This is a genomic window from Pseudoflavonifractor sp. An184, assembly GCF_002160305.1.
Classification (GTDB): domain Bacteria; phylum Bacillota; class Clostridia; order Oscillospirales; family Oscillospiraceae; genus Lawsonibacter; species Lawsonibacter pullicola.
The window spans coordinates 1-22192 of record NZ_NFKI01000025.1 but is presented as its reverse complement, the minus strand read 5'-3'; the positions used below and the strand labels follow the sequence as shown (position 1 = coordinate 22192).

The window sequence follows — 22192 nt, the reverse complement described above, 5'->3', positions numbered from 1 at the left end:
GCTTTGCGCCGTACAAGCGTTTTCGTCGGGGTCCCCACACGAGCCCAGCGGAGCGGGTCGTGTGGGGAGAGTCGGAGCAAGGGAGCGGACGCAGTTTTCGCCGTCAGGCGGAAACGGAGTCAAGCGGACTTTGCGACGACGAGGCGGAGGGGCGGCTTTGCCGCCCCGAGCATTTCAATTCAGATGGGGTTCCCAGCGGGCCAAGGCCCGCTGGGGTTGGCCGCCAAGGCCCGCTACGAGCACCACCCGGCGGGCCCCATCCCCAGTCGAGCGAAGCGGCTGGGGATGGGAGAGGAGGCGCAGCGGAGGGAGTGAGCTTTCTCGCGGACGCGGAAGCGAATGATCCGCAGCTTGTGCCGACGAGGTGGAGCTGTACAAGTAAATAGAACGCACAAGGGCCCCGGGCATCTGCCCGGGGCCCGTTCTTTCTGTAAAAAATTCCTGGAGCCAACTGGTCCCAGGAATTTTTTGACTATCACGAAATGTTACCGCTCCCAAGGGGGCTTGGAGTTTTTCCGTCTGGTCCAGCTGGGGCGGGGCTCCGGCTGGACGTGCTCCTGTTCCCGAGGGACGGCGTCGGGATTTGTTTTCCGCTCCTCCAAGAGATGCCGGGCGGCGGCTTGGGCCACCTCGTCATACCCGGAGAACAGGGAGCCGCCGGAGGCGATCTTCTCCAGCTTCTGGCTGCTGTATGCTGCAAAATCCCGCAGAAAAGCCTGGAAACGGGCCTGAAAATTGGCCTGCTGCCGCTGCTGCTCCCGCTCCACTTCGGCGCGCTGTTCTTCCCACCAGGCCTTCCGCTCCGAGATCCAAATGGTATTGGCGCAGAAGCGCAGGCAGCGGCACCGGTCACAGACATACAGCTCGCCGGGGATACACTTTTCCTCCACGTCCTTATCCACCAGAAACTGAATGTTGCCCGTACGAAGGAACTCCGGCCCAAGGTACTGGAATGTTCCGCCGCAGCTGCATTTGATTTCCTCCATGACGCCTCCGTCCTTTCCGACACGACTGTGTTATCCCCGCCTCCGGCCCTTGGTGCCCTTCTTGGGGGCGGCGGGCTTGGCCCAGCCCGCCTTCCGCCTGGCGGGGCCGGAGCGCTTGAGGGCGGCGGACTTCTCCGAACGGGCCGCTCCGCCGCGTGTGTTCGTTCTGGGGGCGGAGCGGTCCGGCTTGGCCCCGCCCTCTCCGCCGCGGGGGGCGCCCCCTTTGTCCGGGCGGATGAGACACCGCTTGCCGTAGCCGATCAGGTCCTCCCGGCCCGTCTTGTGGAGGGCCTCCAGCACCAGCTTCCGGTTTTGGGGCTTGCGCCACTGCATGAGGGCCCGTTGGAGGGCCTTGTCGTGGGGCGTCTTGGGGACGAACACCGGCTTCATGGTCCGGGGGTCCAGGCCGGTGTACCACATACAGGTGGCCAGGGTGCCCGGAGTGGGGTAGAAGTCCTGGACCTGTTCTGGCATGTGGCCCTGCTTGTTCAGCCACTCAGCCAGCTGCACCGCGTCCTCCAGGGTGCACCCCGGATGGGAGGAGATCAGGTAGGGCACCAGATACTGGTCCTTTCCGTACCGGAGGTTGAGCTTGAAGTACTTCTCCCGGAATTTCTCGTACACCTCGATGTGGGGCTTGCCCATGTAGTCCAGAGTGTGGGCCACACAGTGTTCCGGGGCCACTTTCAACTGGCCGGAGATGTGGTACTGGACCAAATCGGTGAAAAACTCCCCGCTGGGGTCCTTCATCAGATAGTCAAAGCGGATGCCCGAGCGGATAAAGACCTTTTTCACCTTGGGCAGCTCCCGCAGCTTCCGCAGGAGCATCATGTAGTCGGTGTGGTCGGCGTTCAGGTTGGGGCAGGCCTCCGGGGCCAGACAGGCCCGGTTTTTACACAGACCGTGCTTGAGCTGCTTCTCACAGGAGGGGTGCCGGAAGGTGGCGGAGGGGCCGCCCACGTCGTGGATGTACCCCTTGAAGCCCGGGTGCTGGGTGAGGAGTTTCGCCTCCCGGAGGACGCTCTCGTGGCTGCGGGCGGAGATGACCCGCCCCTGGTGGAAGGCCAGGGAGCAGAAGTTGCAGGCTCCGAAGCACCCACGGTTGTGGGTGATGGAGAAGCGCACCTCCTCGATGGCGGGCACGCCCCCCGTGTCGTCGTACATGGGGTGGGGCTCCCGCACATAGGGGAGCTCGGCCACCCGGTCCATCTCCTGGGTGGTGAGGGGCATGGCCGGGGGATTGACCAGCAGCAGGTCCCGGCCATGGCGCTGGAGGATGGCCTTGCCCACGAAGGGGTCGTGCTCGTTGTACTCGATCATATTGGCCCGGGCATAGTCCTCCTTGCTGGCGGACACCTGCTCGAAGGAGGGGACCTCCACCTTGGGGTAGGCGCACACCCCCGGGTCCCGAATGGACACGCAGGTGCCCCGCACGTCGGTGATCTCCTCCACTGGGGTGCCCGAGGCCAGGCGGGAGACGATCTCCACCGAGGCCTTCTCCCCCATACCGTAGGTGAGGATGTCCGCCTGGGCGTCAAAGAGGATGGACCGGCGCACCTTGTCCTCCCAGTAGTCGTAGTGGGCAAACCGCCGCAGAGAGGCCTCCAGGCCGCCGATGATGACGGGGATGTCCCCGAACACCTCCCGCACCCGGTTGGAGTACACCACGGTGGCGTGGTCGGGGCGCAGGCCCGCCTTCCGGCCGGGGGAGTAGGCGTCGTCGTGGCGGCGCTTCCGGGCCGCTGTGTAGTGGGCCACCATGGAGTCCAGGTTGCCCGCGGAGATCATCACCGCCAGCTTTGGACGGCCCAGGGCGGTGAAGGACTCCGGGGTGCGCCAGTCGGGCTGGGCCAGGATGGCCACCCGGTAGCCCTCCGCCTCCAGCACCCGGCCGATGATGGTGGGGCCGAAGGAGGGGTGGTCCACATAGGCGTCCCCGGTGATGATCAAGATGTCGTAGGAATTCCAGCCCCGGCGGGCCATGTCCTCCCGGGAGACGGGGAGAAAAAGATCGCGGTCAAAGCTCATGGAGGACCTCCTGAGTGAAGTTTTGATGGCGCATGGTCAGCATGCGCGGAGACAAAACGGCGTGTGCGCCGGACGCACGCGCCGTTTTGGGATTATCGGGAAAAGGGGTGGGACCGGCTCATGGCAAACCCCAGGGCGGCCCCGCACAGCCCGCCCACGATGTGGGTGAGCTGGGAGACACTGTCCTGTGCGGCCACCGCGTCCACTACCTCGCCCCCCAGGTAGAGAATCACCACCAGGATCAGGGTCAGGGGGATGGCCCCCTCCCGCATGCCCGCCAGGGAGGACAGGACGATCATCATAAAGACGATGCCGCTGGCCCCCAGCAGGGCGGAACCGGGGAACAGGATAAACTGGACCAGCCCGGACACCAGGGCGGTGATGGCGATGCAGGCCAGCAGCCGGCGGCTGCCGTACTTCTCCTCCAGGGGCGGGCCCACCACCAGAAGCAGCATGATGTTACTGATGAAATGGCCGTACCCCGCGTGGCCCAGCACATGGCCGAACAGGCGCACATAGGTGAGGGGATCGGTGAGGGGGGAGCGGTAGACGCAGAACAGCAGCCAGGTGGACCGCTCCCCTGTGGCCATCCCCAGCAGCAGGGCTGCCAGGGAGAGCAGGCTGAAGGTGAGCACCACCGGCGCGTTATACTGGATGCGCAGCCGGCCCATTTTATCAGTGGTTGAGCACACGCACCCGGATCATACCGGGGATGGCCCGCAGCTCATCGGCCACCGTGTCCTTGATGCGGCTGTTCAGATCCACCATGGTGTAGGCGTAGTCCTTCCGGGACTTGTTGGTCATATTCTCCACGTTGACCCCCTCGTCCGCCAGAATGGAGGTGATGCGGGTGAGCATGGCGGGAATATTCTTGTGAATCAGACACACCCGGGAGATGCCGCTCCACTCCTGGGACACATTGGGCAGGTTGACGGAGTTTTTGATGTTGCCGTTGATCAGATAGTCCTTCAGCTGGTCGGCGGCCATGCGGGCGCAGTTCTCCTCGCTCTCCGGAGTGGAGGCCCCCAGGTGGGGGAAGGCGATGACGTTCTTCACCGGGGCGATCTTGTCGTCGGGGAAGTCGGTGATGTACCGGGCTACCCGGCCGGACTCCAGAGCCTCGATCATGTCGTCGTCGTTCACCAGACCGCCTCGGGCCAGGTTCAGCACCCGCACCTGGCCCTTCATCTTGGAGATGGCCTCGGCGTTGATGAAGTCCTTGGTGTCATTGTTGTAGGGGATGTGGATAGTGATGTAGTCGGACACCCGGTACAGGTCGTCCACATTTTTCACCACGTGGACGTGGCGGTCCAGCCGCAGGGCGGCGTCTACCGACAGGAAGGGGTCATAGCCGTACACGTCCATCCCCAGGTCCAGGGCGATGTTGCACACCAAGGCTCCGATGGCCCCCAGGCCGATGACGCCCAGGGTCTTGCGGTAGATCTCCGGCCCCACGAAGGCGGACTTGCCCTTCTCCACCGCCTGGGCGATGTCCACGCCGGGGGTGTGGACCTGCTCCTGGACCCACTCCACGCCGCCGATGATGTCCCGGGAGGCGATAAGCATGGCGGCCACCACCAGCTCCTTCACCGCGTTGGAGTTGGCGCCGGGGGTGTTGAACACCACGATGCCGCTCTCACTGCACCGGTCGATGGGGATGTTGTTGGTGCCCGCGCCCGCCCGGGCGATGGCCCGCAGGGCGTCGGGGAACTCATAGTCGTGCATGGGGGCGGAGCGGACCAGAATGCCGTCCTCGTTCTCCACGTCGCTGCCCACCTGGAACCGGGTCTGGTCCAAGAGGTTCAGGCCGGCATTGGAAATTTTATTCAGTGTTTTAATGCGATACATGGTTGAAAACCTCGAATCCTTCTCACTTGTTGGGTGATTTTTCTTGGGGATATTTCGCCGCCCCGGCGGCGAGTTTCTTTCTGGATGCCCAGAAAGAAACCAAAGAGGCACCAGGGGGTGAGCTCAGATGAGCGCTTCGCGCTCATATTCGCTCTCCCCCTGGACCCCCCATTTTACGGGAGCCGCCAATTAGGCGGACTTAGAGGTCGACGCAAAGGCGCGGGTAGTTCAATCGATTGCCCGCCCTTCTATTACCGCTGCCGCTGAGTTGCTGGTAACCTTTGTGCGGTGCTTCTATTGGTTGGAAGCGCGCCTTTGGGCTAGTGGGGCTCAAGTGCGGCTCAGGGGATCGGCATATCTTGGGACGTTTCCTTTTTTCGCAGGAGCGGCGCGCCGAGGTCGTCGCGCCCTACAGAGGAGACAGAATCCCCGGCGGCGGGGGCAAGCCCCTCCCCTACGAATCGCAAGAAAGCCCTCCGTGTCTAGGTAGGGGAGCCCCTTGGGGCTCCCGCCAGAGTACGCACCGGGAGCGTTGGCTCAGCACAGTCAGGCGCGGAAGTGGAAGCGCACCGGCTGTAATTTTAGGGAAGCCAGGGCCCAGTGGCCCGGATTGAACTGCGGAAAGCCACTCAGATTTTGCGCGCCGGAAATTTTCTTCTATCTCACAGGTACGTGTCCCCCGTAATGGGGTCCGGGGAAAGCGGTCCTATGGACCTAGGCGGAGCAAAGCGGAGCCGTAGTCCATCGGCCGCGTCCCCGGTGGCGTTTTGGTTACTTTGCCGCCACGGGCAAAGTAACTCGCCGCCCGCAGGCGGCGAAATCCCCTGCGTTCCATAATATCACCCGTTGTTCTTGTCAAACTCCTTAATAAAATCACACAGTTTTTCAACGCCTTCCACAGGCATGGCGTTGTAGATGGAGGCACGCATGCCGCCCACCTTCCGGTGGCCTTTCAGGTTGACAAAGCCAGCCGCGGTGGCCTCGGCCACAAACTTGGCGTCCAGTTCCTCACTGCCGGTGCGGAAGGTGACGTTCATCCCGGACCGGGAGCCCTTCTCCGCGTGACACTTGAAGAGCTTGGAGTTGTCCAGGGCGTCGTACAGCATGGAGGAGCGCAGGTCCCGCAGCTTCTCCATGCCGGCCACGCCGCCCTGCTCCTCCACCCAGTCCAGGGTGAGGCCCAGCATGTAGATGCACCAGCAGGGGGGCGTATTGTACATGGAGTCCTTCTCGATCATGGTCTGATAGTTCATCATCAGCGGGGTGTAGGGCAGCTCGTGGCCGGCCAGATCCTTGCGGATGATGACCACCGTCAGGCCGGCGGGGGACATGTTCTTCTGAGCTCCGGCGTAGACGATGCCGTACTTGGACACATCCACCGGGCGGGAGAGAATGTCCGAGGACATGTCGCACACCAGGGGCACATTCCCGGTCTCGGGCACATACTGCCACTCGGTGCCGTAGATGGTGTTGTTGGCGCAGTAGTAGAAGTAGCTGGCCTCCGGGTCCAGCTTCAGTTGGTCCTGAGCGGGGATGTAGCTGTGGTCCCGGTCGCTGGTGTCGGCGGCGATGTTCACGGCGCCGTATTTCTTGGCCTCTTTGGCGGCAATGGAGGCGAAGTTGCCGGTGACGGCGTAGTCCGCCTTGCCGGTGCGGCTCATCAGGTTCAGAGGAATCATGGAAAACTGGCCGGAGGCCCCGGTCTGGAGGAACAGGATCTGGTACTCGTCGGGCACATTCATCAGCCGGCGCAGCTTCTCCTGGGTCTCCGCAAAGATCTGCATGAAAATCTTTGACCGGTGACTCATCTCCATCACGGACATACCGGAGCCTCGGTAGTTGGTGATTTCAGACCCGGCGCGCTCCAGGGCGGAGAGAGGGAGCATGGACGGGCCGGCGGAGAAGTTGTAAACACGCTGGTCGCTCATTTGGGAGAACCCCTTTCATTTCATAGATTAAAAATACTGTCCCGACCCGGAAAAGAAAAGGGTGGGACAGTATTTTATTATAGTTTAGCGCCCCAGAAGTGTCAATCCTTCCAGGGGAGGGAGACAAAAATATTTCGCCCCTCAGGCCAGGGAGACGGAAAATTCCGCCGTCACCCGGTACTCCTCCGCCCCCTCCTCGGGGATCAGGCCCAAATTGCTCACATGATATCCCAGGACCTCCGGCTGATATAGAATCTCCGCGCCCTGGTCCGTCCACTCCAGGGGCTGGTCCGGCTGCTCCTCGATCCGTCCCATCAGATCCAGCAGCTCCTCCTGGGACAGGCCGCAGCGGCCGTAGAGAAAGGACCACAGGATCTTGGCGGTCTCCTGTTCGGGAAGGGAGGTGGGCAGCTGTTCCCCCGCCGGCTCATAGCGGTAGGAGTAGGACACCGACGCGAGCGCTCCGTCCTCCTCCTGAAACGCCAGCCGGAGGGGAGCCTCCTCATGCAGAGAAATGACCACGACCCCCGGCGGGTCCTCCGGCTCCACGAAGGTCCCCTCCGCCGTCAGCCGCGCCACCTCTTCGTCCGGCCCAGCCAGGTTCTGGCTGAACTGGTTGTAGTTCTCCACAAACTGCTCCACCGTCAGAGCCTGATCCTGGTTCACCGGAGTCAGCACCCAGGTTTGAATGTTAACAGACAGCGCAAAGCTCCCCAGGACCAGCCCCAGAGCGCCCAGCGCCTTCAGGCGGCTCTTGGAGGTGCTCCAGTAGCTCTGGCCGGGGCGGCTGCCGTCGGTGTAGACCTCGTCCGTCCCCCTGCGCCAGAACTGGAGGCGGCCGTGGTAGTCCTGCCAGCAGTAGGCGATCATCAGTCCGCTGCTCACCAGAGGGATCAGATTTCCCCCGATCCCCACCAGCACCAGAGCCGTTCTCCGCAGCCCCTCCCGATAGCTGAAACAGCTCCCATCACTCCGGGTCAGCCGCAGGCCAAGGAGAAATTTCCCCGGGGTGGCCCCCCACAGGTGGAGGCACAGGGGCTCCAGCAGCAGGAGCAGGGCCAGCACCCCCAGCTGGTCCAGGATCTCGTATCCCCCGGTGCGGTTCAGCATACTGATCCGGCCCAGCAGGGCCAGCGCGCCGTAGTAGAGGAAGGTACACAGCGCGATATCCACGGTCCGGGCCCAGAATCTCCGCCAGGGAAAGACGGCCCGGGGCGGCGGGTCCTCCCTCCAGGTGAGGGAGGGACGCTCCGGCTGGCTCATGCGGTCCAGATAGACGGGGGCGTCCAGGGTGTCGTACCGGACATGGTCCTCCCGCATGGCCCGGCAGATCCCGGCGGCCTGGCCAAGCTCCATCTGTTGGGAGGTCAGGGCGGCCAGCCGGCCCTCCAGAGCGGGTTCCAGATCCAGCTCTCCCGCCTGGAGAGCCCGGATCACCTCCAGGGAGAACCCTACCTGCCGCAGCAGCTTGATTTTCAGCAGAGTGTCCACGTCCTCCTGATGGTAGTCCCGGTAGCCGTTCTCCCCCCGGGCGGGATGAATGAGGCCCTCGCTCTCGTAGTAACGGATGTTGGCCCGAGGCAGCCCGGTGCGCTCCTCCACTTCTTTGACGGTCATAGAGGCCGACCTCCCTTCCTGTTCTGCCCCCATTGTAAGGGGTAAAGAGGGTTGACAGTCAAGGAAAATCATAGATTTTTCAAAAAAGTTTTTCTCCCCCCTTGACAACTGTGTATATCCCATATATACTGTGCATATAGTATATATACACTATGACAAAGAAAGGCAGGCCGAGGCGGAGAGCGCCGGACCTATGCGCAGGGCCGACAGCCGGCCGCCCGGTTTACATGGTGCGCCAAATGGATATTATTCTCAGCAATTCCAGCGGAAAACCCATCTATGAGCAGATCACCGACCAGGTGAAGGAGCAGATCATGACCGGAGCCCTGGCGGCGGGGGACGCCCTGCCGTCCATGCGCTTGCTGGCCAAGGAGCTGCGCATCTCGGTGATCACCACCAAGCGGGCCTACGAGGAGCTGGAGCGGGAGGGGTTTCTTGAGAACGTCCCCGGCAAAGGCTGCTTTGTGGCCCCCCAGAACCGGGAGCTGCTGCGGGAGGCCCAGCTGCGCCGGGTGGAGGACATCCTCACCCAGGCGGTGGACGAGGCACGGAAGGGCGGCCTCACCTTAGAAGAATTACAAGAACTTCTCGACCTGATTTATAAGGGTGACGAATCATGAAAAACTGTTTGGAAATCAAGGATCTGTGCAAGTCCTACGGGGACTTTGCCCTGGACCATGTGAATCTGACCATCCCAGGGGGGACCATCATGGGCCTCATCGGGGAGAACGGGGCGGGCAAGACCACCACCATCAAGTGCATTTTGAACCTGATCCGCCGGGACAGCGGAACCATCACCATTCTGGGGAAGGACAATGTGGCCGACGAGCGCGCCGCCAAGCTGGAGGTGGGCGTGGTGCTGGACGAGTGCTTCTTCCACGACTCCCTGCGTCCCAAGGATTTGAAGCGCATCCTGGGTCCCGTCTATCCCACCTGGGACGACAACCTCTATGCGGACTATCTGAAAAAATTCAAGCTCCCGGAGGAGAAGCTCATCAAGGAGTTCTCCCGGGGCATGAAGATGAAGTTATCTCTGGCCGCCGCCCTGGCCCACCAGCCCAAACTGCTGATCCTGGACGAGGCCACCGCCGGACTGGACCCGGTGGTGCGGGACGAGATTTTGGACGAATTTCTGAGCTTCATCTGCGACGAGGACCACGCCATCCTCATCTCCAGCCACATCACCAGCGACCTGGAGAAGGCGGCGGACTACATCACCTACATCCACGAGGGGAAGATCGTCCTGTCCGAGGCCAAGGACGACATTCTGGACCGCTACGGCCGGGTGGGCTGCTCCGCCGCCGACCTGCGCGCCATCGACCCGTCCGACCTGCTGCGGGTGCGGAAGGGCTCCTTCGGCTGTGAGGCCCTGGTGCCCGACCGGGGGGCGTTCCATAAAAAATATCCCAAGCTGATGGTGGAGAAAATCCATCTGGAGGACATTATGCTGTTTGTTGGAAAGGGGGAAGAGACATGACTGGTCTTATTTGGAAGGACGCCCTGGTTATGCGTAAGAACATCCGGTTTTATGTGATCTTTTTGCTCGCCTACTTTGGTCTGGCAGTGCTGGGGGTTTTTGATGCTTCGATTGTGATCTCCTTCTCTACGGTCATTATCATGGTGCTGCCCATCTCCTGTTTCTCCTTTGACGAGACGGCCAAGTGGGATCGGTTCTGCCGCTCCCTCCCCCTGGAGTCCCGGGACATCGTGGGAGCACGGTATTTGTTTACCCTGTTAATCCTCCTGGTTTTGGCCGCTTGCAGCAGCATGTGCGCCGTGGCCCTCACTCTGTTGGACCTGGGCAACGCCTCTCTCATCGAAAACCTCGCCTCCATCCTGGGCTCTATGGGGGCAGGGCTGTTTATCGTGGATGTCATGCTCCCCCTGTGCTATAAGCTGGGGCCGGAGCGGGCCCGGCCCTACCTGTTCGCTGTGATTTTCATCCCCTTCATCGCCCTTTTCCTGCTCCTGCGCTTCGGCCACGACCTGGGCCTAAGCTTGGAATTTCTGAACCGGCTGCCGGAGCTCAACGCCCTTGGGGTAATTGCCCTGCTCCCCCTGGCGGGACTGGCGTGCTTGGGGCTCTCCTTCCTGATCTCCTGCCGCATTGTGGACCGAAAGGAGTTTTGACCATGAGGCTCCAGGGCCTGCTCCGGTGGGCAGGGCGGGGACTGGCGGCATGCTCCGCCCTGCTCCCCTTCACCGGCCTCATCCCGCCGGGCGGGGCGGCCGCCTGGGCCCTGCTGGCCCTGTCCGTCCCTCTCCTGGTGGCGGGGGAGATGGCGGTCCGGGAGGAGTGACTCCATTCATGTTTGGGCCCCTTGCACAAAATACTCTCCCTGTGCTATAATAAGATTGAAAAAATGGAGAGGGGGTCCACTCTATGACCGCGCAATATGCCATTCACGAGCTCAAGCAGGTCCGGCAGTACTGCTCCGCCCGGGCCATCCCCGCCATCGACTACGCCATCCAGGTCCTCCAGGGCCTGGCCGAGCGGGAGCGCATGGTGGAGGAGGAGAAGGCCAAAGGCCCCCAGGGGCCCGCTCAGACAGACGGCTTCCCGGATTGACGGAATCATACATCATGGATACAGAAAAAGGCCGGCGCTTGCAAAAGCGCCGGCCTCAGCATGTCGAAAAACCTCTGTTCAGACGAATCCGCCCGAGAGTTGGCGGGGGAGCTCGAGGGGGCGGCAGCCCGCCTCGAGTGGGATCGAATGCCCTGAATGCCTTGCTTGGCAAGGCGTTCAGCGAGCGCAGCGAGGACTTTTCCGCCGCGCGGCGGCGGGAAAGTAACGGCCTTTCCGCGCCGGAAGAGAAGGAGCTACCGCAGAACCCACTGGAGCATCAGCAGCAGGCCGAAGCCGGGGACCCCCAGCACCCCCAGCACCAGGGCGTTCACCAGATTGACGCCCAGGTTGACTCCGATGTAGTGCCCCACCGAGCTGAACAGAGCCAGGACGGCCAGCCCCACCGAGGAGCGCACCGCCAGCCGGAGCAGGCAGCCCAGGGGCCGGTGAAACAGGGCCAGGGCGGCCAGGAGCAGCAGGGCCAGCGCTCCCCAGGGGGAGAACTCGCCGGTCATGGGGCGCACTCCAGCTCCTTGACCCGGCGGAGCAGGTAGTCGTACCGGGACTGGAGCGCCTTGATCTCAAAGACGTAGGACTCGATCAGGTCGCTGTCGCTGACGGTGTTGAAGCCGCCGTAGGCCTGCTGGATGAGGGTGCGGGTGCTGGCCAGAGAGGCGATCAGCTCCCGGCGTTCCGCCTCCCGGGCGGCCTTTTCCCGGCGGCGGGCGGAGGAGAGACGGAGAGACATGGCGGATGCTCCTTTCCGGGATATAATCTCAGTAGTAAGGATATGTATAGTTTGGACAAATATTCCAAGCCTAAAACCGCATGGAGCGAAACTTTGGGGACATACTAGACTCGGACAGCCGAGGCGGGGAGTTTTCTCCCCTCTCTAAGCCGGTGCTGGACCGTCTCTCCTTTGGCGAAAGGCGAGAGAGCAGGCATCTGGTCACAAAGACCGGAGGAAACCTGTCCCGGGGGAATGCCCTGGGAAAGAAGGCTCTCTTAAGCCGGTGCCGGAGAGAAATCAGAGGAATTTACTCTGAGTCGGTACGGAAGATATCATTCGGATGGAAGCCCAGCCGGATTCCCGGCGAAGCTTGAACGAAAGAAGCCCAGCGAAAGGCGGAGAGGGGTACAGTCCGACGGAGCTCTGCCCCGAGGCGTCTGTCCCCGCATGCTGTCCCATAACAGGGCCCCTTCCGGGGGCCTGTGACCCTGCCGAATCTCCGGCAGTACGCGCAGCAGGCGCGAAAAGGCCGCCCATTTGGGCGGCCTTTTTCATTGGTTTGATTATTCCGCGGATTATGTCTGGGTATCCTCCACCGGGATCTCCACGATGCCGGCGGCGCCGGCGGCGATGGTGTACTCCTGGAACACCAGGACGGGGACACCGTCGGAGCGAATATAAAACCGGGTGTTCTCATCCACCGTGGTGAAGCCTCCCGCCTCGGAATCAAAGAAGAGGGTGTAGCCGTGCTCGTCCGTGTGGGCGGCGATATAGCTCTGGACCGCCTGGTTGCATCGTTCCACCCAGGCGTCCCCCAGCAGGTCCCGGAGGGTGATATCCCGGTTTTCGGCTAAATCCAGGTTATAGCAGTACCGCTCCTGGGCGGCGGTGACCCACCCTTCGCCGAAATCCACGGTAAAGGAGACGGCGTTTTCCGACTGGGATTTGATCTCATAGTCGACGATTACGTCCATCTCCCGCTCATCCCACTGCTGCTGGGTGCCGCCGGTGGCGAAGAAGACCTCCCGGTAGTCCTCCCAGTCCTGCTGGGCCTGAGCGGTGAGGGCGTCCACCCGCTCCTGGATCTCCTGGTTGACCCGCTGGGCCAGCTCACTGTCGGAGATGACTCCGGGAACGCTCACATGGTAGTCGATCCCGTCTTCGGTCTGATCATATGCCCGGACGGTGAGCACCTGGAACAGGGGGCCCAACACAGGGAGGTCCGCGGCGGCGGCGGCCACCGGGGGAGAGACGTTCAATACGCCCACCGCCACCACCAGGCAGGCGGCCGCTGTCCCCAGAGAGCGGCGGCAGATCCGAAGGACGCGGCGGCGGCGGCCCTGCCGGATTCCCGCCTGGATTCGGTCGTTCAGCTCGGGGGGAATGGGGGTGGAGTCATACTCCGTTTTCAGTTTCTCGAACTCCTTCATGGATCGTACACTCCTTCCAACGAGACACGCAGCTTTTTCAGACCGGTGTACAGCCGGGTCTTGACCGTGCTCAGGGGCGCGCCGGTGACGGCGCTGATCTCCTTCAGGGAGAGCTCCTCGTAAAAGCGCAGGCGGATGACGGCGGCCACTTCGGGAGGGAGGGCGTCCACCCGGGCGGCCAGGCTGTCGTCGGCGGGGAGGGGGTCCTCATAGCCCCCCTCCTCCAGGTCCTCCAGGGGGACGTAGGTCACCCGTCCGCGCTGTCGAAGCAGGTCTGTGCATACGTTGACCAGGATGCGGCAGAACCAGGTGTGCAGGGCCGACGGGTCCCGCAGGCTGTCCTGCCGCTCCCAGGCCCGGCACACAGCCGTCTGCACCGCGTCCAGCGCCTCCTCCCGATTTTTCAGGTAGCTGTAAGCCAGCCGGTAAAACCTGGCCTGCTCTCGGGTGAAATAGTCGGTGAGCAGCGCCTCGCGCTTTTTCGCCACTTGCAACGGTCCTTTCTGCGGTGTCCTGTTGAATAGACGGATGGGGAAGAGAAAAAGTTTGCGGAGTTTCCCAAAATATGTGGATGGGGTGGTTAACGGTAATATCTCAGGTTTAAAACGGCGAGGATAGAAATGTACAGCGGCCAAGACTCACAAAAAAGGCACGACTTATGCCGTGCCCTTTTTGTGGAAGGAGCGGTTAAAATCGATATTCTTTCATGGTCAGATAAAACCGCCGGAGAACGGCGGACCCAAACCGAAGCAGTGGTAGCGGGTTCAGTTTGGAGAAGAGGAGCAACGGCATGAGCTTGCTCCGACGTAGGATATTGTAGCACTATAGATGCAAGCTAAAAATTGAATAAATTGAGTGAACTATTCAAGCAAATCACTCTTTCCCCAGTTGCACTTGCTACAGAGCGTCTGCAAATTATCTATAACCGTTTCTCCTCCTTTAGACCAGGGAATAATGTGGTCAACATGAAGTTCAACTTCTGAATCTTTTGCCGGAGATGCTCCGCAGATACAGCATTTAAAATTATCACGTTTCATAACCAAGAAACGGAGTCGAAGGTTAATATCTCGTTTAGTCTTGTGCTTTATAGGCGGAGGGAAATCCCGTTCTTGGATGAGTGTATCGTCCCCTACACTTTGGTCTGTTTTGATATCAATTACCTGCGTATCATTTTCAATCCAATCAACAAAAGCCTCAAGTGCATTTCGCCAACCACCAAATCGACGACTAAAAGTGTTAAGTGCATATTTTGAGTATCCGTTTTTTATATCACTCACTGTTGGTTGTCGGCCTAAAGTAATCCACATTCGTTCAATTTCTTCAAAAAGAGTGGTGGTTTCAATACGCTTTTCTGAAACTTGCTTATAAGGACGTAGACCGGCTTTAACAAGTGCATTATTCCATGCTTTAAAGCGTTTAAAAACTGTTGAACTACTGTACTTAGCAAGATCGTTATACTCTCTGCTGCTGAAAGACTCTTTGCCCAAAATCTTTGAAACTCGAATAATGTCATCTAATAAATCTCTATTAGAGATAGCAGTGTACAAATGTGAACTATTTGCGGCAGCCAATTGAAACTGATTTGATTCCAGTTTACATAGGTCAAGAACTTTGAGCCAGCTGCCAAAACGCCTACAAATTGTTTCTACGCCATATTGACCATTTTGTGCATATTCCTTTTTGGTCAGACTAGACTTATTAAGAACTCTTGCCACATGAGCAACATCGTTTAATAAAGCTTGATCGGATATATTATGATGGTATTCAGTCAGTTCAAATTTCATAATACGATTTTCTCAGCACCTTATCGTTATAAAAATCAAATTCGGCTTTGAGGGATGTGACTTTTATCTAAGACCACTTTTTAAATTAATTATAGCATACATTTGGTATAAGCTGCAAGAAACAAGTAATCTACGATGTTTTCTCTTTAAAGTTGAGAAATTAAATATAAGTAAAATATTTTAAAGTTATTTAGCACGCTTTGTCTGGTTGCACCGTCTAAATTTCTATCTGATGTAAAATATTGCTTTTGTGTTTGGCTCGATTTGAAAGAGCAGAGCAATAGCCGTGAAAACCTGAAAGGTCCATGATACAAGACTTTCCCAATACAATCCCCCCCGCTTTTCGATAGAATAGTTCGAAAAGTGGGGGGCATTCACAATTACGCCCAAGTCAAAATGAAGTCCAGTGCGGCGGCATTTCAACCGGCCATCCGGCCGGCGGCAGAGCCGTCCCTCTGCCGTGAGCATTCAAATACCGAAGGGTGGAGGCCGCCTCCGGCGGCCGGAACCCAAAACAAAAGGCAACTGCTTTCGCAGTTGCCTTTTGTTTTGGTGCCGGTGACCGGACTCGAACCGGTACGCTGTCGCCAGCGGTGGATTTTGAGTCCACTACGTCTACCAATTCCATCACACCGGCAGACCGCCCTTTTTCAGGATAGCTTTTATATTATAGCGAAAGACCGGAAATTTTGCAAGCATAATTTTTGGGCCGCCTGCCGGAGTCAAATCCGGCTCCGGCGGACGGCCCGGTCCCGGTCACATGGAGCACCCGAACACCTTCTCCAGCTGAGGGATGGAGTCCTTGTGCTGGACGCAGCGCACCGGGCGGCGGCGGTAGATCTGATAGCACCCGTTGCAGGCCAGACAGGCGCTCTTGGTCTGTTCCCCGCGCTTCATGCGGGCGATAAAATCCGGCTGGCAGATGAGGGCGCGGCTGAAGGAGACAAAGGTGAAGCCCTGTTCCAGCACCGCCTCCGCCGTCTCCAGATCGAAGATACCGCCCACCAGGCTGAGGGGAATCTGGATTCCATCCATGGCCCGAAGGGCCTCCTGGAGATAGAAGGGGGACTTCTCACCGGCTCGGGCGGCAAAGTCCACGCCGCTGAGCTCCACCCCGTCCGCGCCCGCCTCCTGATAGAGCTCCAGCAGGCGGTGCAGGTCGCCGCAGCCGTTGCAGTCCGCCTTCACCAGCAGGGCCATCTCCGGCCCGCACGCCTCCCGGGCCGCCTGGAGGATGCGGCCCACAAGGCGGAAGCGGTTCTCCAGGCGGCCGCCGTACTGGTCCGTGCGGAGATTTTCCTCGGGGTTGAGGAAATTGGACAGCAGGTACCCGTGGGAAGTGTGGATCTGCACCGCGTCAAAGCCCGCCTCCCGGCATAGCTGTACCCCCAGGCGGAACTGCTCCGCCAGCCGGTCCAGCTCCTCGGGGGAGAAGTCCTCCGGGGCCTTGGCCGGCCGGCCGTTGACCGCCTCCATGGCCTTTTTCCCGCTGTGGCTGAGCTGGGCGGCAATGCGCCCGCCGGCCCGGTGGACCTTCTCCGCCGCCTGGGCCAGCAGGGCCCGGTCGGTCTGACCATCCAGTACCGGCTGGCCCTCGTCCGCCCGCTGGGTGCGGTCCACACACAGGTGGCCGGTGATGACCAGCCCCACCTCGTTCCGGGCCAGCTCCGCCAAAGTCTCCGCCCACACCTGGGTCAGCTGGCCGTCCGGCTGGGACAGGTGCTCGTTGGTGGCCGAGCGGATGGTCCGGTTGCGCAGCTCCACAGGGCCCAGCCGCCCCGGCTGCCACAGAAGTCCTTTCATGGCGTCTGCCTCCTCTGTTCTCTGCTCCGCGCACTGCGCGGCCGCTTGTGTGCAGAAAATTGTATCACAGCCCGCCCGCATGGGCAAGAAATTCTCTTGACGGCCTCCGGTTTTTCTTCTATATTGGAGAAAACGTGAACCGAAATGAGGATGAGCTATGGATTTATGCAGCATCAACGAGATCAAGGCCCTGCTGGCCCGCCACGGCTTCCACTTCTCCAAGAGTATGGGGCAGAATTTCCTGATCCAGTCCTGGGTGCCTCAGGACATCGCGGCGGCTTCGGGAGCAGGGGAGGGGACCGGTGTGCTGGAGGTGGGGCCGGGCATCGGCCCCCTCACCCGGGAACTGGCCAAACGGGCGGACAAGGTGGCATCGGTGGAGCTGGACCGCTCTCTGCTGCCCATTCTGGAGGAGACGCTGGCCGACTGTCCCAATGCGGAGGTGTGTCCGGGCGATATTTTGAAGACGGACATTCCGGCTCTGGTGGGGGAGAAGTTCTCGGGACTTACCCCTCTGGCCTGCGCCAACCTGCCTTATAACATCACTACCCCAGCCATCACCGCCCTCATTGAGGCTGGGTGTTTCAAGACCATTACCGTGATGATTCAGCGGGAGGTGGCCCGGCGGATCTGTGCCGCCCCGGGGACGCCGGACTATGGGGCGTTTTCAGTGTTTTGCCAGTACCACACCCGGCCGGAGCTCCTCTTTGACGTGCCGCCGGAGTGCTTCCTGCCCGCCCCCAAGGTCACTTCCTCCGTGCTGCGCATGGTTCCCTGCCCGCCGCCTCCGGAGGTGGATGACGAGGCCCACTTCTTCCGGGTGGTCCGGGCCGCTTTCGCCCAGCGGCGCAAGACGCTGGTGAACAGTTTAAGCGCGTCCTTAGGGGGACCGCTCTCCAAGGAAGGAATCTCCAATGCGGTCTCCGGCTGCGGTTTGCCGGAGAATATCCGGGGCGAGCGGCTGTCAATTTCCGACTTCGCCGCCCTTTCCAAAGCGCTGCGCCGGGCCGGGGGGTGAGATCCTCTGTTTTTCCCGGAATTCAGCTGGCAAAACCGCTGTCAAATATGTAAAATGCAATAAAAGCCATAACTAAATTGCAATCCTGAATGCGATTGACTTTAGTCCAGCTAACGTGTATTATTATAAATGTTTTGGGACACGCTCCGCTGCCCGGGCGGATGCCCGGCGGCTGGAAGATCATTCAGAAAAGAGGTCATTCAAATGGCAACCATTGATCTGAGCAAGTATGGTATTACTGGTACCACGGAGATTATCCGCAATCCCTCCTATGAATTCCTGTTTGAGGAGGAGACCAAGGCCGGCCTGGAGGGCTATGACAAGGGACAGGTCACCGACCTGGGGGCCGTCAACGTCATGACCGGCATCTACACCGGCCGCTCCCCCAAGGACAAGTTTATCGTAATGGACGATACCTCCCGGGATACCGTGTGGTGGACCTCTGACGAGTTCAAAAACGACAACAAGCCCGCCTCCCAGGAGGCTTGGGACGCCTGCAAGAAGCTGGCGCAGGAGCAGCTGTCCAACAAGCGCCTGTTCGTGATGGACGTGTTCTGCGGCGCCAACCACGACTCCCGCATGGCCATCCGCTTCATCATGGAGGTGGCATGGCAGGCCCACTTTGTCAAGAATATGTTTATCCAGCCCACCGCCGAGGAGCTGGAGAACTTCGAGCCCGACTTCATCTCTTACAACGCCGCCAAGGCCAAGGTGGAGAACTATAAGGAGCTGGGCCTGAACTCCGAGACCGCCGCCATCTTCAATCTCACCTCCCGGGAGCAGGTCATCCTGAACACCTGGTACGGCGGCGAGATGAAGAAGGGCATGTTCTCCATGATGAACTACTACCTGCCCCTGAAGGGCATGGCCTCCATGCACTGCTCCGCCAACACCGACATGAACGGCGAGAACACCGCCCTGTTCTTCGGCCTGTCCGGCACCGGCAAGACCACCCTGTCCACCGACCCCAAGCGTCTGCTTATCGGCGACGACGAGCACGGCTGGGACGACAACGGCGTGTTCAACTTTGAGGGCGGATGCTACGCCAAGGTCATCAACCTGGACAAGGACGCCGAGCCCGACATCTACAACGCCATCAAGCGCAACGCCCTGCTGGAGAACGTGACTGTGGACGAGAACGGCCACTGCGACTTCGCGGACGACTCTGTCACCGAGAACACCCGCGTCTCCTACCCCATCGACCACATCGAGAAGATCGTGCGCCCCGTGTCCGCCGGCCCCGACGCCAAGAACGTGATCTTCCTGTCCGCCGACGCCTTCGGCGTGCTGCCCCCCGTGTCCATCCTGACCCCGGAGCAGACCCAGTACTACTTCCTGTCCGGCTTCACCTCCAAGCTGGCCGGCACCGAGCGGGGCATCACCGAGCCCACCCCCACCTTCTCCGCCTGCTTCGGCCAGGCCTTCCTGGAGCTGCACCCCACCAAGTACGGTGAGGAGCTGGTGAAGAAGATGCAGAAGTCCGGCGCCAAGGCCTACCTGGTGAACACCGGCTGGAACGGCACCGGTAAGCGTATCTCCATCAAGGATACCCGCGGCATCATCGACGCCATTCTGGACGGCTCTATCCTGACCGCCCCCACCAAGACCATCCCCTACTTCAACTTTGAGGTGCCCACCGCTCTGCCCGGCGTGGACCCCGCCATCCTGGACCCCCGGGATACTTACGCGAACGCCGCTGAGTGGGATACCAAGGCCAAGGACCTGGCGGCCCGCTTCGTGAAGAATTTCGCCAAGTACACCACCAACGACGCCGGCAAGGCGCTGGTGGCCGCCGGCCCCAAGGTGGACTGATGCTTCCGCCGCTTTTCGCAGAATAAGCTGAAAAATTCGCCTCCGGGAGACCGGAGGCGAATTTTTATCATGGGAAAGAAATTGCATGGGAACTTCAGAAACGGTCACATATTGGCCAGAATCTCCTCCAGTTCCTCCTTGGAGTAGCGGTAGATCTGGTCGCAGAACTGGCAGGTGAGCTCCGCCTGGCCCTGCTCCTGGATGAGGGAGGAGAGCTCCTCCCGGCCCATGCTGATCAGGGCCCGGGTGACCCGGTCCCGGGAGCAGTAGCAGCGGTACTCCACCGGGTGGGTCTCCAGGATCTCCAGGTCGAAGTCGGACAGCACCGCCCGGAGCAGACCGGCCCCGTCCAGACCGCCCTCCAGGGCGTGGCTCACCGAGCCCACCCGCTGCACGCCGGCCTCGATCTTGGTGATGATGTCCTCGCCCGCCCCGGGGAGGAGCTGGATCAGGTAGCCGCCCGCGGAGGTCACGCTCTGATCGGTGCCCACCAGCACCCCCAGGGCGCAGGCGGTGGGGATCTGCTCGCTCTCCACGAAGTAGGCGGCGATGTCGTCGGCGATCTCCCCGGACAGCAGGTCGATGGTGCCCACGTAGGGCTCCTTCATCCCCAGGTCCTTGATGACGGTGAGGCTGCCCGTCTCACCCACGGCCCGGCCCACGTCCAGCTTGCCGGGGGCCTTCTCCATCAGCTCCACATGGGGGTTCTGCACATAGCCCCGCACGTTGCCCGCCTCGTCGGACACGGCCAGAATGGTGCCCAGGGGGCCGCCGCCCTTGATCTGCAGGGTGAGGGAGGAGCCGTCGATCTTCATGGCGTCCCCCATCAGGGAGGCGGCCATAAGGGTTCGCCCCAGTGCGGCAGTGGCCACGGGCAGAAGGGTGTGGATATTCCGGGCCCGCTCCACCAGGTCCCGGCCGGTGATGGCGGCGGCCTTGACCAGGCCGTCCGCTGTAATGGCTCTTACGATTTCGTCGCGCATGATATATTCTCCTTGTACGTCTGTGATGGGAAAGAAAAAGAGGAGGACCTCAGACCTGGGTGGTCATGCGGGGGTCCTTCCGGGCTGTGAAAAAGATCCGGTCCTCGCCGGGCTTGGGGGGACGCATTTTCCGGTTGCCGTACTGGCGGATGTCCTGGAAGCCCGCCTCCCGAAGGTACTCCACCAACTCCTCCGGCTCATACGACCGCTCCTGGTGGAGCTCTTCGCCCCGCTCCCACAGGCCGGTCTCCTGGTCCAGCCGGAACAGGTCCATGAAGTAGGAGCAGGTCCGGCTCCGCTTGGAGTACTCCGCCCGCCAGACGCAGTAGGCATCTTCCGTCTCGTCCAGAAAGATCTGGCCGTCCAGGCCCTGGAGCTTGCTGGGGCTGTTGATGTCAAACAAAAACACCCCCCCGGGCATGAGAAACAGGTAGACCCGCTGGAAGGCCTTCCGCAGCTGCCTGGGGTCGGTGACATAGTTGACGCTGTCCAAGCAGCACACGCAGGCGTCGATGGTACCGTACAGGTCCAGCTTGTCCATGGACTGGCACAAAAAGATCGGGGGAACTTCCCCCGCGTCCCGGTTCTTCTCCGCCGCCTCGGAGAGCATCTCTGGGGAGCGGTCTACCCCGATCATCTCATAGCCCCGCTGGGCCAGTTCCCGGGTGAGAGAGCCTGTGCCGCAGGCCAGATCCAGCACGGTTTTGCCGGGCAGCCCGCGCTTTCGGAAGTGGGCCTCGATGTAGTCCGCCCAGGCGGAGTAGCCCACGTCATAGGTCAGCTCGTCGTAGCACCCGGCCAGAAACTCATAGCTTCCCATGGTTCTCCTCCTTCAGGCGGGGAATCACCGTGCGGTAGCCGTCCGCCCCATAGTGGAGACAGCGGTTTACCCGGCTGATGGTGGCGCTGGAGGCCCCGGTGCGCTCTAAAATCTCGCTGTAAATGAGCCCCTGGTCCAGCAGCATGGCCACTTCCATGCGCTGTTCCATTGCCTTCAGCTCAGACACCGTGCACAGGTCCTGTAAAAACTGGCGGCACTCCTCCAGGGTGTGGACCTGCAGCAGGGCCTGGTACAGCAGGTCGCTGGAGGGCTTGTCATAAAATTTGGACATAGGACGCTCCTTTCCCGCGGCAAGTGGGATGTTTTTTATATTGTAACACACTAGCTTGCGAAAGTAAACAGGGAATACAGGGAGTTTCCGAAAGCCTTCCCCTTGGGGGGAAGGTGGCTGGCCGCTAGGCCAGACGGATGAGGGGACGATGAGGGAGCGGCTTTTTTGTACGTAGGGCACGCCGTCTTTCCAGCATTATTTGCACACGGGGAGAATTCGCCGCCCCGGCGGCGAGTGACTTTCTGGACGGCCAGAAAGTCACCAAAGAACCGCTAGGGGGCGGGCGCAATCGGTGGTTCGGCAAGGCCTCCCGCCTCCATGACGCCCGTCCCCTAGAACCCCTATTACGGGGAACGCGTACCTGTTAAGAATTGCAAAATTTCCGGCGCGCAAAATTTGAGTGGCGGCCCAAATTCACGCCGGGCCACTGGGCCCGGCCATGCGGACAAAAAGCTGGACCGGGAAGGGGCAAGAATGTACACATACGAGGAACGGATGCGAGCAGTCAAAGCATACATCGCATCCGGATATCAAGCGAACAAGA

Annotated in this window: 22 protein-coding genes and 1 tRNA gene; 7 read left to right on the top strand and 16 right to left on the bottom strand. The window is 60.7% G+C overall.

The window, feature by feature from the left end:
- Positions 1–485: 485 nt before the first annotated feature.
- The 6 genes from B5F19_RS09660 to B5F19_RS09635 form a co-directional block, all read right to left on the bottom strand.
- Positions 486–986, bottom strand: a complete 501-nt coding sequence (locus B5F19_RS09660; RefSeq protein ID WP_087289969.1) for a hypothetical protein — start codon at positions 984–986, stop codon at positions 486–488.
- Between the two features lie 30 nt (positions 987–1016).
- Positions 1017–3014, bottom strand: a complete 1998-nt coding sequence (locus B5F19_RS09655) for a YgiQ family radical SAM protein (RefSeq protein ID WP_087289967.1) — start codon at positions 3012–3014, stop codon at positions 1017–1019.
- 92 nt (positions 3015–3106) lie between these two features.
- Positions 3107–3685 (bottom strand): rhomboid family intramembrane serine protease, encoded by a 579-nt coding sequence (locus tag B5F19_RS09650; protein WP_087289965.1) that lies wholly within the window; start codon positions 3683–3685, stop codon positions 3107–3109.
- Positions 3686–3689: 4 nt separating this feature from the next.
- Complete coding sequence (locus B5F19_RS09645; protein WP_087289963.1) at positions 3690–4862, bottom strand: phosphoglycerate dehydrogenase; 1173 nt, start codon at positions 4860–4862, stop codon at positions 3690–3692.
- 839 nt (positions 4863–5701) lie between these two features.
- The gene (gene serC / locus B5F19_RS09640) at positions 5702–6790 is read right to left on the bottom strand and encodes a 3-phosphoserine/phosphohydroxythreonine transaminase (protein ID WP_087289961.1); all 1089 of its coding nucleotides are present in this window, start codon (positions 6788–6790) and stop codon (positions 5702–5704) included.
- A gap of 141 nt (positions 6791–6931) precedes the next feature.
- The gene (locus tag B5F19_RS09635) at positions 6932–8407 is read right to left on the bottom strand and encodes a MerR family transcriptional regulator (protein WP_162612559.1); all 1476 of its coding nucleotides are present in this window, start codon (positions 8405–8407) and stop codon (positions 6932–6934) included.
- A gap of 239 nt (positions 8408–8646) precedes the next feature.
- On the opposite strand from B5F19_RS09635, the gene B5F19_RS09630 reads away from it, so the two are divergent.
- The 5 genes from B5F19_RS09630 to B5F19_RS09615 all read left to right on the top strand — a co-directional run bounded on the left by B5F19_RS09630 (position 8647) and on the right by B5F19_RS09615 (position 10976).
- A complete protein-coding gene (locus B5F19_RS09630) occupies positions 8647–9027 on the top strand; it encodes a GntR family transcriptional regulator (protein ID WP_087289957.1) in 381 nt (126 codons plus the stop codon).
- Positions 9024–9884: an ABC transporter ATP-binding protein gene (locus B5F19_RS09625; protein ID WP_087289955.1), complete on the top strand. Its 861-nt coding sequence runs from the start codon at positions 9024–9026 to the stop codon at positions 9882–9884. The genes B5F19_RS09630 and B5F19_RS09625 overlap by 4 nt, the downstream gene beginning before the upstream one ends.
- Positions 9881–10537 carry an ABC-2 transporter permease gene (locus tag B5F19_RS09620; RefSeq protein WP_087289953.1) on the top strand — a complete coding sequence of 219 codons (657 nt, stop codon included), beginning with the start codon at positions 9881–9883 and terminating at the stop codon, positions 10535–10537. Before B5F19_RS09625 ends, B5F19_RS09620 begins: the two co-directional genes overlap by 4 nt.
- Before the next feature lie 2 nt (positions 10538–10539).
- Positions 10540–10707: a hypothetical protein gene (locus B5F19_RS17490; protein WP_162612558.1), complete on the top strand. Its 168-nt coding sequence runs from the start codon at positions 10540–10542 to the stop codon at positions 10705–10707.
- A gap of 83 nt (positions 10708–10790) precedes the next feature.
- The gene (locus B5F19_RS09615; protein WP_087289949.1) at positions 10791–10976 is read left to right on the top strand and encodes a hypothetical protein; all 186 of its coding nucleotides are present in this window, start codon (positions 10791–10793) and stop codon (positions 10974–10976) included.
- A gap of 254 nt (positions 10977–11230) precedes the next feature.
- Here the strand turns inward: B5F19_RS09615 and B5F19_RS09610 are convergent, their stop codons facing one another.
- The 7 genes from B5F19_RS09610 to B5F19_RS09580 all read right to left on the bottom strand — a co-directional run bounded on the left by B5F19_RS09610 (position 11231) and on the right by B5F19_RS09580 (position 16723).
- Complete coding sequence (locus B5F19_RS09610; RefSeq protein WP_087289947.1) at positions 11231–11491, bottom strand: pro-sigmaK processing inhibitor BofA family protein; 261 nt, start codon at positions 11489–11491, stop codon at positions 11231–11233.
- Positions 11488–11724: a DUF2508 family protein gene (locus B5F19_RS09605; protein WP_087289945.1), complete on the bottom strand. Its 237-nt coding sequence runs from the start codon at positions 11722–11724 to the stop codon at positions 11488–11490. Before B5F19_RS09605 ends, B5F19_RS09610 begins: the two co-directional genes overlap by 4 nt.
- Before the next feature lie 557 nt (positions 11725–12281).
- Positions 12282–13136: a DUF3298 and DUF4163 domain-containing protein gene (locus B5F19_RS09600; protein WP_087289943.1), complete on the bottom strand. Its 855-nt coding sequence runs from the start codon at positions 13134–13136 to the stop codon at positions 12282–12284.
- A complete protein-coding gene (locus B5F19_RS09595; RefSeq protein ID WP_204248317.1) occupies positions 13133–13624 on the bottom strand; it encodes a sigma-70 family RNA polymerase sigma factor in 492 nt (163 codons plus the stop codon). The genes B5F19_RS09600 and B5F19_RS09595 overlap by 4 nt, the downstream gene beginning before the upstream one ends.
- A 372-nt stretch (positions 13625–13996) precedes the next feature.
- A complete protein-coding gene (locus B5F19_RS09590; RefSeq protein ID WP_087289941.1) occupies positions 13997–14920 on the bottom strand; it encodes an HNH endonuclease in 924 nt (307 codons plus the stop codon).
- Between the two features lie 550 nt (positions 14921–15470).
- Positions 15471–15557: transfer RNA gene (locus B5F19_RS09585), tRNA-Leu, on the bottom strand.
- Positions 15558–15676: 119 nt separating this feature from the next.
- The gene (locus tag B5F19_RS09580) at positions 15677–16723 is read right to left on the bottom strand and encodes an NADH:flavin oxidoreductase (protein WP_162612557.1); all 1047 of its coding nucleotides are present in this window, start codon (positions 16721–16723) and stop codon (positions 15677–15679) included.
- Between the two features lie 157 nt (positions 16724–16880).
- Between B5F19_RS09580 and rsmA the strand changes: the two genes are divergently transcribed.
- Together rsmA and pckA are read left to right on the top strand one after the other, a co-directional pair.
- Complete coding sequence (gene rsmA / locus B5F19_RS09575) at positions 16881–17741, top strand: 16S rRNA (adenine(1518)-N(6)/adenine(1519)-N(6))-dimethyltransferase RsmA (RefSeq protein ID WP_087290011.1); 861 nt, start codon at positions 16881–16883, stop codon at positions 17739–17741.
- Between the two features lie 204 nt (positions 17742–17945).
- Complete coding sequence (gene pckA / locus B5F19_RS09570) at positions 17946–19553, top strand: phosphoenolpyruvate carboxykinase (ATP) (protein ID WP_087289937.1); 1608 nt, start codon at positions 17946–17948, stop codon at positions 19551–19553.
- A 104-nt stretch (positions 19554–19657) separates the two neighbouring features.
- Here the strand turns inward: pckA and hslO are convergent, their stop codons facing one another.
- From hslO to B5F19_RS09555, 3 genes are read right to left on the bottom strand one after another with little or no spacing between them, the layout of a single operon-like run.
- Positions 19658–20536 (bottom strand): Hsp33 family molecular chaperone HslO, encoded by an 879-nt coding sequence (gene hslO / locus B5F19_RS09565; protein WP_087289935.1) that lies wholly within the window; start codon positions 20534–20536, stop codon positions 19658–19660.
- Between the two features lie 49 nt (positions 20537–20585).
- On the bottom strand, positions 20586–21356 hold the full coding sequence (locus tag B5F19_RS09560; protein ID WP_087289933.1) for a class I SAM-dependent methyltransferase: 771 nt from the start codon (positions 21354–21356) through the stop codon (positions 20586–20588).
- Complete coding sequence (locus B5F19_RS09555) at positions 21343–21648, bottom strand: YerC/YecD family TrpR-related protein (RefSeq protein WP_087289931.1); 306 nt, start codon at positions 21646–21648, stop codon at positions 21343–21345. The genes B5F19_RS09560 and B5F19_RS09555 overlap by 14 nt, the downstream gene beginning before the upstream one ends.
- Positions 21649–22192 lie beyond the last annotated feature (544 nt).

What these genes read in the sequence shown, in the direction of transcription:
- B5F19_RS09660 (WP_087289969.1), bottom strand. Translation starts at nt 986, where the DNA reads ATGGAGGAAATCAAATGCAGCTGCGGCGGAACATTCCAGTACCTTGGG.
- B5F19_RS09655 (WP_087289967.1), bottom strand. Translation starts at nt 3,014, where the DNA reads ATGAGCTTTGACCGCGATCTTTTTCTCCCCGTCTCCCGGGAGGACATG.
- B5F19_RS09650 (WP_087289965.1), bottom strand. Translation starts at nt 3,685, where the DNA reads ATGGGCCGGCTGCGCATCCAGTATAACGCGCCGGTGGTGCTCACCTTC.
- B5F19_RS09645 (WP_087289963.1), bottom strand. Translation starts at nt 4,862, where the DNA reads ATGTATCGCATTAAAACACTGAATAAAATTTCCAATGCCGGCCTGAAC.
- serC (WP_087289961.1), bottom strand. Translation starts at nt 6,790, where the DNA reads ATGAGCGACCAGCGTGTTTACAACTTCTCCGCCGGCCCGTCCATGCTC.
- B5F19_RS09635 (WP_162612559.1), bottom strand. Translation starts at nt 8,407, where the DNA reads ATGACCGTCAAAGAAGTGGAGGAGCGCACCGGGCTGCCTCGGGCCAAC.
- B5F19_RS09630 (WP_087289957.1), top strand. Translation starts at nt 8,647, where the DNA reads ATGGATATTATTCTCAGCAATTCCAGCGGAAAACCCATCTATGAGCAG.
- B5F19_RS09625 (WP_087289955.1), top strand. Translation starts at nt 9,024, where the DNA reads ATGAAAAACTGTTTGGAAATCAAGGATCTGTGCAAGTCCTACGGGGAC.
- B5F19_RS09620 (WP_087289953.1), top strand. Translation starts at nt 9,881, where the DNA reads ATGACTGGTCTTATTTGGAAGGACGCCCTGGTTATGCGTAAGAACATC.
- B5F19_RS17490 (WP_162612558.1), top strand. Translation starts at nt 10,540, where the DNA reads ATGAGGCTCCAGGGCCTGCTCCGGTGGGCAGGGCGGGGACTGGCGGCA.
- B5F19_RS09615 (WP_087289949.1), top strand. Translation starts at nt 10,791, where the DNA reads ATGACCGCGCAATATGCCATTCACGAGCTCAAGCAGGTCCGGCAGTAC.
- B5F19_RS09610 (WP_087289947.1), bottom strand. Translation starts at nt 11,491, where the DNA reads ATGACCGGCGAGTTCTCCCCCTGGGGAGCGCTGGCCCTGCTGCTCCTG.
- B5F19_RS09605 (WP_087289945.1), bottom strand. Translation starts at nt 11,724, where the DNA reads ATGTCTCTCCGTCTCTCCTCCGCCCGCCGCCGGGAAAAGGCCGCCCGG.
- B5F19_RS09600 (WP_087289943.1), bottom strand. Translation starts at nt 13,136, where the DNA reads ATGAAGGAGTTCGAGAAACTGAAAACGGAGTATGACTCCACCCCCATT.
- B5F19_RS09590 (WP_087289941.1), bottom strand. Translation starts at nt 14,920, where the DNA reads ATGAAATTTGAACTGACTGAATACCATCATAATATATCCGATCAAGCT.
- B5F19_RS09580 (WP_162612557.1), bottom strand. Translation starts at nt 16,723, where the DNA reads ATGAAAGGACTTCTGTGGCAGCCGGGGCGGCTGGGCCCTGTGGAGCTG.
- rsmA (WP_087290011.1), top strand. Translation starts at nt 16,881, where the DNA reads ATGGATTTATGCAGCATCAACGAGATCAAGGCCCTGCTGGCCCGCCAC.
- pckA (WP_087289937.1), top strand. Translation starts at nt 17,946, where the DNA reads ATGGCAACCATTGATCTGAGCAAGTATGGTATTACTGGTACCACGGAG.
- hslO (WP_087289935.1), bottom strand. Translation starts at nt 20,536, where the DNA reads ATGCGCGACGAAATCGTAAGAGCCATTACAGCGGACGGCCTGGTCAAG.
- B5F19_RS09560 (WP_087289933.1), bottom strand. Translation starts at nt 21,356, where the DNA reads ATGGGAAGCTATGAGTTTCTGGCCGGGTGCTACGACGAGCTGACCTAT.
- B5F19_RS09555 (WP_087289931.1), bottom strand. Translation starts at nt 21,648, where the DNA reads ATGTCCAAATTTTATGACAAGCCCTCCAGCGACCTGCTGTACCAGGCC.